General features: G+C 71.6%; 7 protein-coding genes and 1 pseudogene. 6 read left to right on the top strand and 2 right to left on the bottom strand.

Features of this window, described 5'->3' with window-relative positions:
* Positions 1-3 precede the first annotated feature (3 nt).
* The 4 genes and pseudogenes from leuS (at position 4) to holA (ending at position 6,867) form a co-directional block, all read left to right on the top strand.
* Positions 4-2,565: a leucine--tRNA ligase gene (gene leuS / locus DEJ01_RS11770; RefSeq protein ID WP_111093061.1), complete on the top strand. Its 2,562-nt coding sequence runs from the start codon at positions 4-6 to the stop codon at positions 2,563-2,565.
* A gap of 107 nt (positions 2,566-2,672) precedes the next feature.
* Positions 2,673-3,431, top strand: coding sequence for a ComEA family DNA-binding protein (locus tag DEJ01_RS11775; RefSeq protein WP_111093062.1), 759 nt, complete (start codon positions 2,673-2,675; stop codon positions 3,429-3,431).
* A 621-nt stretch (positions 3,432-4,052) separates the two neighbouring features.
* Positions 4,053-5,222, top strand: a pseudogene (locus DEJ01_RS18575) (ComEC/Rec2 family competence protein); the annotation flags it as partial.
* 625 nt (positions 5,223-5,847) lie between these two features.
* Entirely contained in the window at positions 5,848-6,867 is a 1,020-nt protein-coding gene (gene holA / locus DEJ01_RS11790) for a DNA polymerase III subunit delta (RefSeq protein WP_027465301.1), read from the top strand.
* A gap of 186 nt (positions 6,868-7,053) precedes the next feature.
* Here the strand turns inward: holA and rpsT are convergent, their stop codons facing one another.
* A complete protein-coding gene (gene rpsT / locus DEJ01_RS11795; protein ID WP_017886662.1) occupies positions 7,054-7,314 on the bottom strand; it encodes a 30S ribosomal protein S20 in 261 nt (86 codons plus the stop codon).
* A 222-nt stretch (positions 7,315-7,536) separates the two neighbouring features.
* On the opposite strand from rpsT, the gene DEJ01_RS11800 reads away from it, so the two are divergent.
* Both DEJ01_RS11800 and lepA read left to right on the top strand, forming a co-directional pair.
* Entirely contained in the window at positions 7,537-8,703 is a 1,167-nt protein-coding gene (locus tag DEJ01_RS11800; protein WP_111093064.1) for a pyridoxal phosphate-dependent aminotransferase, read from the top strand.
* 291 nt (positions 8,704-8,994) lie between these two features.
* On the top strand, positions 8,995-10,842 hold the full coding sequence (lepA, locus tag DEJ01_RS11805; protein WP_017886664.1) for a translation elongation factor 4: 1,848 nt from the start codon (positions 8,995-8,997) through the stop codon (positions 10,840-10,842).
* Positions 10,843-10,849: 7 nt separating this feature from the next.
* Here lepA and DEJ01_RS11810 read toward each other — a convergent pair.
* Positions 10,850-11,361 (bottom strand): hypothetical protein (locus tag DEJ01_RS11810; protein ID WP_220038685.1); only part of this gene is annotated, 512 nt, incomplete at its 5' end.

Here is an 11,361-nt window from a genome sequence, read left to right on the forward strand (position 1 = left end):
ACCGTGACCACCGAGCAGCACGCCGAGGACCCGAACGCCTACGACTTCCGTCGTATCCAGGAGAAGTGGCAGCCCCGCTGGGAAGAGCTCGGGCTCTTCACCACCGACCTCGACGACACCCGTCCGCGCAAGTACATCCTCGAGATGTTCCCGTACCCGTCCGGCGACCTGCACATGGGGCACGCCGAGAACTGGGCGCTCGGGGACTTCGTCGCGCGCTACTGGCGTCAGCAGGGCTTCAACGTGCTGCACCCGATCGGTTGGGACTCCTTCGGGCTGCCCGCCGAGAACGCGGCGATCAAGCGCGGGGTGGACCCGAAGGACTGGACCTACGCGAACATCGAGCAGCAGAAGGCGTCCTTCAAGCGCTACGCGCCGTCGTTCGACTGGACCACCGAGATCCACACCTCGGACCCCGAGTACTACAAGTGGAACCAGTGGCTGTTCCTGAAGATGTACGAGAAGGGCCTGGCGTACCGCAAGGACAGCTGGGTCAACTGGGACCCGGTGGACCAGACCGTGCTCGCGAACGAGCAGGTCCTGCCCGACGGCACCTCGGACCGCTCCGGCGCCGTCGTCGTGAAGAAGAAGCTCACGCAGTGGTACTTCAAGATCACCGAGTACGCCGACCGGCTGCTCGACGACCTGAACCAGCTCGAGGGGCGGTGGCCGGCGAAGGTCATCGCGCAGCAGCGCAACTGGATCGGCCGCTCGGTCGGTGCCGACGTCGACTTCGTGATCGAGGGCCGCGACGAGCCCGTCACGGTCTTCACCACCCGTCCGGACACGATCCACGGGGCGACGTTCCTGGTCGTCGCGCCGGACTCCGACCTGGCTGCCTCGCTGGTCGCCGACCCGTCGGTGCCGGCCTCCGTCCGTGACGACTTCGACGCCTACCTGACGGCGACGCAGAAGACGTCCGAGATCGACCGGCAGAACGCCGACCGTCCGAAGACCGGCGTGCCGCTCGGCCGTTCCGCGATCCACCCGCTGACGGGGGAGCGCCTGCCGATCTGGGCCGCCGACTACGTGCTCGCCGACTACGGCCACGGCGCCGTGATGGCCGTGCCCGCGCACGACCAGCGCGACCTCGACTTCGCGCGGGCGTTCGACCTGCCCGTCAAGGTGGTCGTCGACACGAACGCCGCCGTCACCGGCGCGATCCCGGTCATCCCCGAGGGCGCGACGCTCGACGACTTCGACGTGCCGACCCTCGACCCGGTCGCCACCGGCGAAGCGCTGACCGGTCAGGGCCGGATGATCAACTCCGGGCCGCTCGACGGCATGTCGAAGCAGCACGCCATCACCGCTGCCATCGCGCTGCTCGAGGAGCGCGGCACCGGCCGTGCCGCCAAGACCTACCGCCTGCGTGACTGGCTCATCTCGCGCCAGCGCTTCTGGGGCACACCGATCCCGATCATCCACGGTGCCGACGGCACCGAGCACCCGGTGCCCGAGGACCAGCTGCCGATCGTGCTGCCCGACACCGAGGGGCTCGACCTCAAGCCGAAGGGCACGTCCCCGCTCGGTGGCGCGACCGACTGGGTGAACGTCCAGAACCCCGTCGACGGCACGCCCGCGCTCCGCGACACCGACACGATGGACACCTTCGTCGACTCGTCGTGGTACTTCCTGCGGTTCCTGTCGGCGAACGACGACACCCAGGCGTTCGATCCGGCAGCCGCACGCCGCTGGGCTCCGGTCGACCAGTACATCGGCGGCATCGAGCACGCGATCCTGCACCTGCTCTACGCCCGCTTCGTCACGAAGGTCCTGTTCGACCTCGGGTACCTCGACTTCACCGAGCCGTTCTCGGCGCTGCTCAACCAGGGCATGGTGCTGTCCGGTGGCTCGAAGATGTCGAAGTCGAAGGGCGGCGTCTCGCTCGGCGACGAGCTCGACGCGAACGGCGTCGACGCGATCCGCCTGGTGATGGGCTTCGCGGGCCCACCGGAGGACGACATCAACTGGGAGGACGTCTCCCCGTCCGCCTCGGCTCGCTTCCTGGCGCGGGCGTACCGCCTGGCGCTCGACGTCACGTCCGCACGCGACGTCGTGTGGGCCGACGGCGACCGGGCTCTCCGCCAGGTCACACACCGGTTCCTCGCCGACGCCCCCGGGATGATGGAGTCGTTCAAGTTCAACGTCGTGATCGCGCGACTGATGGACCTGGTCAACGTCACCCGCAAGGCGATCGACAGCGGCCCCGGTGCCGGTGACCCCGCCGTGCGCGAGGCCGTCGAGACCATCGCGCTCGGGCTGAGCGTCTTCGCGCCGTACACCGGCGAGGAGATGTGGGAGCGGCTGGGCTACGAGGCCACCGTCGCCACGTACGGCTGGCGGAAGGCCGACCCGACGCTGCTCGTGCAGGAGACCCTGACGGCCGTCGTGCAGGTCAACGGCAAGGTGCGTGACTCGTTCGAGGTGTCGAAGTCGATCGAGGCGGACGAGCTCGAGCAGCTCGCACGGTCGTCGGCGAACGTGCAGCGGTACATCGGTGACCGCGAGATCGTGAAGGTGATCGTCCGGGCGCCGAAGCTCGTGAACATCGCCATCAAGGGGTAGCGACCGTCGCTGGCGTCGTCCCTCACAGCAGGGGCGTTCGCGGCACCCGTCCACGGGTGTGAACTCCGGAGCCCGGCCGATCGGCCGGGCTCCGTAGCGTTCGGGGCATGTCGTCCCCGTCGTCTCCCGGACCCTGGTGGTCCCGTCTCGCGCTGTCACCGCGGGCCGCCGTGGTGCTGGTGGCTGTCGTGGTGGTGGTCGCCGTCCTCGTGGTGCTCGTCGGGGCGCTCGTGTCGGGTGGTGGCGGTCCCGGGGGTGCGGGCGGGGTCGTCGTGCGTGGGGCGCCGACGGCCGGTGCGGCGTCGGGCGGCCCGTCGCCGGCGGCTGGTGCGTCTGCCGGTGCTGCTCCGTCCGCTCCTGGTGCCGGGCGCGTCGTGGTGCACGTGCTCGGGGCGGTGCGGCGGAGCGGTGTGGTCGAGTTGCCGGCATCGAGCCGGGTCGGTGACGCGCTCGAACGTGCCGGTGGGGCCACCGATGACGCCGACCTCGACCGGCTGAACCTGGCCCGGGTGCTGACGGACGGCGAGCGGTTGTACGTGCCGCGGGTCGGGCAACAGGAGGTGCCCGAGGCGCTCCGGCCGATGGCAGACGGTGCTGCCGCCGGGCCGACTGCCACCGCCGGAGCCGGGAGCGGGGGCGGTAGCGGCGCTGGGGGCTCCGGGGGAGAGGGGGCCGCCGTCGTCGACCTGAACACCGCCGACCAGACCGCGCTCGAGACCCTGCCCGGCATCGGACCGGGGCTGGCCGGGCGCATCATCGCCTGGCGTGACGAGCACGGCCGGTTCACCGCGGTCGAGGACCTGCTCGACGTCAGCGGCATCGGCGACGTGCGTTTCGCCGAGCTCCGTGATCGCGTGCGGGTCTGAGGGGCGACGGTGCAGCTCGCGCCGAGTGCGATCGACCTGCGGGTCGCGGTGCCCGTCGCCGCCGCCTGGATCGCGACCGCCCTGCTCATCGGCGTGCCCGACGTGGCACCCGTGGTCGGTGGGGCCGCGGCGATCCTGACCGGCGTCAGCGGCATCGTGCTCCGGTGGCGTCGGGGGACCGGGGTCGTACCGGCCGTCGCCGGGCTGCTGCTCGTCGCGGGGGCCCTGACGACGCTGCTCGCGGTGTCGGTCACCGTGGGGGAGTCCCGGCGGGCTCCGGAGCCGCTCCGTACGCTCGTCGCCGGTCCGGGGGCGGGGCGCGTGGACGTCGAGGCGGTGTTGACCCGCGACCTCGTGCCGGGTGACCGCTCCGTCACCGCGTCGCTCGTGCGCGCCGACGAGCTCGACGGGCTCCGCGTGCCGATCCGGCTCGTCCCCGACCAGCACGGCGGTGCACCGGGAGCCGTGCTGGCAGCCGGTGCCCGGGTCACCGTGACCGCCGCCGTGCAGCCGGACGAACCCGGATCGGCGACCGCGTTCGTGGCGTTCGAGCGCGGGACGCCGTCGTCGGTGCCGCCCGACGGACTGCTCGGCGCCACCGACACCGCGCGACAGGCCTTCGTGCGGGCCACGGCCGACCTGCCGCAGCCCGGAGCGGCACTGCTGCGCGGACTCGCGATCGGGGACCGCTCCGGCCTCGACCCGATGACCGAGGCAGCGATGGAGACCTCGGCGCTGACGCACCTGACGGCGGTGTCCGGGGCGAACTGCGCGGTGGTGGTCGGCCTCGTCGTGGTCCTCGGCCGTGCCTGCGGGCTACCGAGAGGCCCCCGAGCGGCGGCGGCCGTCGGCGTGCTCCTGGTGTTCGTCGTGCTCGTGCGGCCCGACCCCTCGATCGTCCGGGCGACGGTGATGGCGATCGTGGTGCTCGTCGTGCACCTGGCCGGTCGACCGGTACGGGGCGTCCCGCTCATCGCCCTCGCCGCGGTCGGCATGCTCGTCGTCGACCCCTGGTTCGCCCGGTCGTTCGCGTTCGCCCTGTCCGTGCTCGCCACGAGCGGGATCGTGGTGCTCGGCCCGCCGCTCACCGAGCTCCTGGCGCGTCGTGTGTGGCCGCCGCTCGCCGCGGCACTCGCGATCCCCGTCGCGGCGCAGGTGGCGTGCTGGCCGGTGACGATCCCGCTGTCGGCGGCGCTCCCGACCTACGCGGTGCCGGCGAACCTGCTGGCGGAGCCGTTCGCGCCGGTCGTCACGGTGGTCGGGCTCGCCGCGTGTGGTCTCGCTCCGGTGTGGCCGGTGGGCGCGCAGGGGCTCGCGGCCGTCGCGTGGGTTCCGGCCACCGCAGTCGGGGGCATCGCACACGGGGCGGCCGCCCTGCCGTACGCCTCGGCACCCTGGCCGGCCGGTGTGCTCGGTGTGGCCGCCGCCGTGCTCGTGTGTGGCTGCATCGCGATCGCCGTACTGGTCCGGGGGCGGCTCGGCTCCCGGCTGCTGCTCGCCGCGGGGGTCGTGGTCGTGGTCGGTGTCGCAGCGGTCACCGTCCCGGTGCTCGTCGTCCGGGGCTCGGTACCGGGGGACTGGTCGGTCGCCGCGTGCGACGTCGGGCAGGGGGACGCCGTGTTGCTCCGTGGCGACGGCGCCGTCGCGCTCGTGGACACCGGCGACGACGAGGAACGGCTCCGGGCGTGCCTGGACCTGCTCGGGGTGACCCGGATCGACCTGCTCGTCCTGACGCACTTCGACCGCGACCACGTGGGCGCGGTGGGCGCGGTGGCCGGCACCGTCGAGACCGCCCTGGTCGGACCCGTCGGACGTGCGTCAGACGAACGGGTGGTCGACGACCTCCGACGTGCCGGTGTCGACGTGCGGACGGCGGACGACCGGGTCTCCGGCACCCTCGGGCCGCTCGCCTGGCGCGTGGTGTGGCCGCTGGTCGGCGACCGTGCCGCCGGCAACGACGCGAGCATCGTGCTGGTCACGGGGCCGGCGGACGGAGACGCCTGTCCGGCGTGCCTGACCGGGGTGTTCCTCGGCGACCTGGGGGAGTCGTCGCAGCGTCGGCTCCGGAACGCCGGGGAGCTGCCGGTGGGGCCGATCGACGTCGTGAAGGTGGCGCACCACGGCTCGGCGGACCAGGACCCGCAGCTCTACCGAGGGCTCGCCGCGCGGGTCGGGCTCATCGGGGTCGGCGCGGACAACACCTACGGACACCCGACGGCATCGGCCCTCGGCATGCTCGAGGCCGCGGGCACGCTGCCGCTCCGCACCGACGAGCTCGGCACCGTGGTGCTCGCCCGGTCCGGCAGCGACGAGGTGCGGGTGTGGACGGAGCGCTCGTCGTCGGCGGCCGCCCGTAGGATCGACGGTGCACCACTCGACCCGGCACCGTCCGGGCCGGCACCACCGGAAGGACCACATGGCCGCCAAGAAGCCCGCGCGCGCCGCAGCGAAGATCGACCAGGTGCCCTGGTCGGGGATCCGTCCGGCGCCCGTCGTGCTCATCACCGGACCCGAAGCGTTCCTCGCCGACCGCGCCCGCGGTGTGCTGAAGGACCTGCTGCAGGGCGAGGACCCCGCGCTCGAGGTGCACGACCTCGAAGCCGACCAGTACGCCCCCGGGCTCCTCGCGACCCTCGCCAGCCCGTCGCTGTTCGGCGAGCCGCGACTCGTGCAGGTCACGAACGTCGAGAAGTGCACCGACGCCTTCATCACCGAGACGATCTCGTACCTGCAGGCCCCCGCCGACGACGTCACCCTGGTGCTCCGGCACGGGGGTGGTGTCCGCGGCAAGAAGCTCCTCGACACGATCCGCAGCGGTGTCGGCGGCGGGGTCGAGGTGCTGTGCGACGAACTCAAGCGCGAGACCGACCGCATCGACTTCGTGAACGCCGAGTTCCGCGCCGCACGACGCCGGATCGCGCCCTCCGCCGTCCGCACCCTGGTGACCGCGTTCGCCGACGACCTCGCCGAACTCGCCGCCGCGTGCCGACAGCTCCTGGCGGACGAGGCCGAGGAGATCACCGACAAGGTCGTCGACAAGTACTACGGCGGTCGCGTCGAGACGAACGCGTTCAAGGTCGCCGACATCGCGCTCGCGGGCCGGTCGGCACCGGCGATCGTCGAGCTGCGCCACGCCCTGGCCACCGGCGAGGCACCCGTGCCGATCGTCGCCGCGTTCGCGAGCAAGATCCGCACGATGGCGAAGGTCAGCGCCTTCCGGGGCCCGAGCGGGCAGGCGGCCTCGGCGCTCGGCATGGCGCCGTGGCAGGTGCAGCGCGCGCAGCGTGACGTCGCCGGCTGGAGCGAGTCCGGGCTGGCCAACGCGATCATCAGCATCGCCGAGGCGGACACCGCGGTGAAGGGTGGCTCGCGCGACGCGCACTACGCGCTCGAGGTCATGGTCCGCACCATCGCCCGACGCGGCGAACCCCGCTGAGGCGAGTCGGGCCTCCCGGCTGTCCCGCGCCTGTCCCGCGTCGTCGAGTGAGCAGAAGACGACGTGTGATCCCGGGGAACTCGTCGTCTTCTGCTCACTCGAGAGCCCACGCGCGCAGCGCCCCCCACACACGACGAAGGCCCCGCACCAATGGTGCGGGGCCTTCGGACCAGAAGGGTCAGGACGTCAGAGCGACGAGACCTTCTTCGCGATGGCCGACTTGCGGTTCGCGGCCTGGTTCTTGTGGATGACACCCTTGCTCACGGCCTTGTCGAGCTTCTTCGACGCGAGGGCCAGGGCAGCAACGGCCTTGTCCTTGTCACCGGCGGCGACGGCGTCGTTGGCACGACGGATGTGCGTCTTGAGCTCCGACTTGTAGGCCTTGTTGCGCTCGGTGGCCTTGAGGTTGGTCTTGATGCGCTTGATCTGCGACTTGATGTTCGCCATGAATTGCTCCTGCTCGTCTCGTACGGGTGGGCGCGACCGCAGGGTAGAGGGGCCCTTGGTCGCATCGCGTTCCACCCGTGGGCGGGGAACGCGGAAGCCAGCCACCAACACTACCAGGCAAGCGGGCTGCCACCAAAGCACGAAACACCGCCGGATCGGCGGAAGCCCGCGGCCGACCGCGCCGAAACCCCACGGCAACACGCACCGGATACCGTGACGGACATGCCCTCCCTCGCACCGCGCATCGACACCGTGCCCGCCTCCGGCATCCGGAGGGTCTTCGAGCAGGCAGCCCTGCTGCAGTCGAGCGGCACCGACGTCACGATGCTCGTGATCGGCGAGCCGGACGTCCCGGTGGCGGCGCACATCGGCGAGGCGGCCCGTCGTGCCTGGACCGAGGACCGCACCGGCTACACCCCGAACGGCGGGATCGCGCCCCTCCGCGAAGCCGTCCGCGACAAGCTCCGCCGTGAGAACCGGATCGAGGCCGACCTCGAGCAGATCTGGATGACGATCGGTGCGACGCAGGCACTGTTCCAGGCGATGACGCTGACCCTGAGCCCGGGCGACGAGGTGCTCGTGCCGGACCCCGGCTACACGACCTTCACGATGAACGCCCACATCATCGGGGCGACCCCGGTGCCGTACCGGCTGGAGCCGCAGCACGGGTTCGAGCCCGACCTGCAGGCCCTCGAGGCGAGCGTCACCGAACGCACCCGGGTGCTGATCGTCAACTCGCCGTCGAACCCGCTCGGTTCGGTGTTCGGCGAGGAGACCCTCCGTGCGCTCCTCGCGTTCGCGAAGCGGCACGACCTCTGGGTCATCAGCGACGAGGTCTACGAGTACTTCACCTACGGCACCCGCCACGTCAGCCTGGCGGCGCTCGACGAGGACGACCGCGTGTTCTCGGCGTTCTCGCTCAGCAAGACGTACGCGATGACCGGCGTCCGCGTCGGCTACCTCGTCACGCCGAAGGGGCTCGGCGCGACGATGCGGACCACGCAGGAGGCCATGATCAGCTGCGTCGCCGAACCCGACCAGTACGCGGCCCTCGCGGCGATCGTGGGGGACCACTCCGCGGTGCGCGACGCCCGGGAGCACTACCGCGCGAACCTCGAGGTCGCGAAGGAGACGCTCGACGCCGGCGGCATCCGGTACCTCGACCCGCGCGGAGCGTTCTACCTGTGGATCGACATGTCGCACGCGTCCGACGGGGACATCGCCGAGTGGGCGCTGGGGTTCCTGCAGCGTGAGCGGGTCGCCGTCGCGCCGGGCAGCGCCTTCGGACGCACCGGCGAGGGGTGGATCCGCGTGTGCCTCGCAGCCACCGCGGACGACCTCCGGGGGGGCCTGGGCGCGCTGCCGGCTCCGGCGCACGCGACCGTCTGACGCGCGGTCCACACGGCCAGGAGGCCCGGTGCCGGTCGGCAGGACGGCGCACGGTGCGTGGTCCTCCACCTGGTGCGAGGCTGCTCGCCCCGTGCCGCGCAGCATCCGGTCACCGGGCGGTCGACTGCGCACGGACCCGCCGACGTCGCACCGTGCGAGGTCCAGCACGCCGGCGCGAGGGCGCACCGAACGCGCACCAAACGCGCACCGTGCGTGGCGGACGCGCGCCGTGCCTCCAGGTCGGGTGAAGCGTGGGAGACTGTTGCGACCGTCCGACCCACCTGAGGAACCGTGAGCCCACAAGCATCCGCACCGCTGGAGCCCGCAGCGACCCCGGCCGACGCGATCCGCAACTTCTGCATCATCGCGCACATCGACCACGGCAAGTCGACGCTGGCCGACCGCATGCTGTCGATCACCGGCATCGTCGAGGACCGCGCGATGCGTGCGCAGTACCTCGACCGCATGGACATCGAGCGCGAGCGCGGCATCACGATCAAGTCGCAGGCCGTGCGCATGCCGTGGGAACTCGACGGTGAGACCTTCGCGCTGAACATGATCGACACCCCCGGGCACGTCGACTTCTCGTACGAGGTCTCGCGCTCCCTGGCCGCCTGCGAGGGCGCGATCCTGCTCGTCGACGCCGCCCAGGGCATCGAGGCGCAGACGCTCGCGAACCTGTACCTGGCGCTCGAGAATGACCTCGAGATCATCCCGGTCCTCAACAAGATCGACCTCCCGGCGGCCGAACCGGACAAGTACGCCGCCGAGCTCGCACAGCTCATCGGTGGCAAGCCCGAGGACGTCCTCCGGGTGTCCGGCAAGACCGGCGTCGGGGTGCCCGAGCTCCTCGACCTGGTCGTCCGTCGTGTTCCGGCCCCCGTCGGCGACGCCGAAGCGGCGCCCCGCGCGATGATCTTCGACTCGGTCTACGACAGCTACCGCGGCGTCGTCACCTACGTCCGCATGATCGACGGCACCATCTCGCCCCGCGAGAAGGTCCAGATGATGTCGACCAAGTCGACGCACGAGATCCTGGAGATCGGGGTCTCGAGCCCGGAGCCGAAGCCCACGAAGGGGCTGTCCGTCGGCGAGGTGGGCTACCTGATCACCGGTGTGAAGGACGTCCGCCAGTCCAAGGTCGGCGACACCGTCACGAGCGCGCAGAAGCCCGCGACCCAGGCGCTGCCCGGCTACACGGACCCGAAGCCGATGGTGTTCTCGGGCCTGTACCCGATCGACGGCAGCGACTACCCGGTGCTCCGCGAGGCGCTCGACAAGCTCAAGCTCTCCGACGCCGCACTGGTCTACGAGCCGGAGACCTCGGTCGCGCTCGGCTTCGGCTTCCGCTGCGGGTTCCTCGGGCTGCTGCACCTCGAGATCATCACCGAGCGGCTGTCCCGCGAGTTCGGCCTCGACCTCATCACCACGGCCCCGAGCGTCATCTACGAGGTCACGACCGAGGACAACGCCGTGACCGAGGTCACGAACCCCTCGGAGTTCCCGACCGGGCGCATCGTCGAGGTCCGCGAGCCGATGGTCCGCGCCGCGATCCTGGCCCCGAAGGACTACGTCGGCGCGATCATGGAGCTCTGCCAGCAGCGCCGCGGCTCCCTGCTCGGCATGGAGTACCTCGGCGAGGACCGCGTCGAGATCCGCTACGAGATGCCCCTCGGCGAGATCGTCTTCGACTTCTTCGACCAGCTGAAGAGCAAGACCCAGGGCTACGCGTCGCTCGACTACGAGCCCACCGGCGACCAGGCCGCCGACCTCGTCAAGGTCGACATCCTGCTGCAGGGCGACCAGGTCGACGCCTTCAGTGCGATCGTGCACCGAGACAAGGCGTACGCCTACGGCACGCTCATGACCGAGCGGCTGCGCAAGCTCATCCCGCGCCAGCAGTTCGAGGTGCCGATCCAGGCTGCCATCGGCGCCCGCATCATCGCCCGCGAGAGCATCCGCGCGATGCGCAAGGACGTCCTGGCGAAGTGCTACGGCGGTGACATCACCCGCAAGCGCAAGCTCCTCGAGAAGCAGAAGGAGGGCAAGAAGCGCATGAAGACCATCGGTCGGGTCGAGGTCCCGCAGGAGGCCTTCATCGCGGCGCTCTCCGGCGACGTCGAAGAGAAGAAGAAGTAGCGCCGGTTCAGCCGGTCCGGCGGGCGCGGGCCCGCAGGGCTCCCAGGCAGAGGGCCGGGAGGCTCGCTGCGGCCAGTCCCGCCAGTGCGGTCCGCAGGATGGCCCAGTGGGCAGCCGCGTCGAAGTCGGTCTGCTCGCCGGAGGCCACCCCGGCGACCACGGCACCGACCACCATCGCGAGCGTCACGACCGCGAGAGCCAGCGCCAGCCGGCGGCCGCGATCACGCCGCACCGCCGACACCAGCGCAGCACCGAACAGCAGCACCCCGGCGCCGGCGCAGCTCGCCCCGACAGCGGCGATGACGTTCGCGGTGTCGAAGCCGTTCCACGACTCGGGGGCGATCGCGGCGGTGGCGTACCGGGCGGGCGACGCTGCGGCAGAGGTCGTCACGTCCACCAGCACCCGGGCGGTCGCCGCCACGCCGAACGCGACGAGCGTGAGCGCGGCGAGGACGGCGGTCCGGCGGTCGACGGACCGCGGGCGGGCGGGGGTGGGGCGGGGCACCTGCTGACGATAGC

Origin of the sequence: Curtobacterium sp. MCLR17_040 (assembly GCF_003234735.1) — a bacterium.
Classification (GTDB): Bacteria; Actinomycetota; Actinomycetes; order Actinomycetales; family Microbacteriaceae; genus Curtobacterium; species Curtobacterium flaccumfaciens.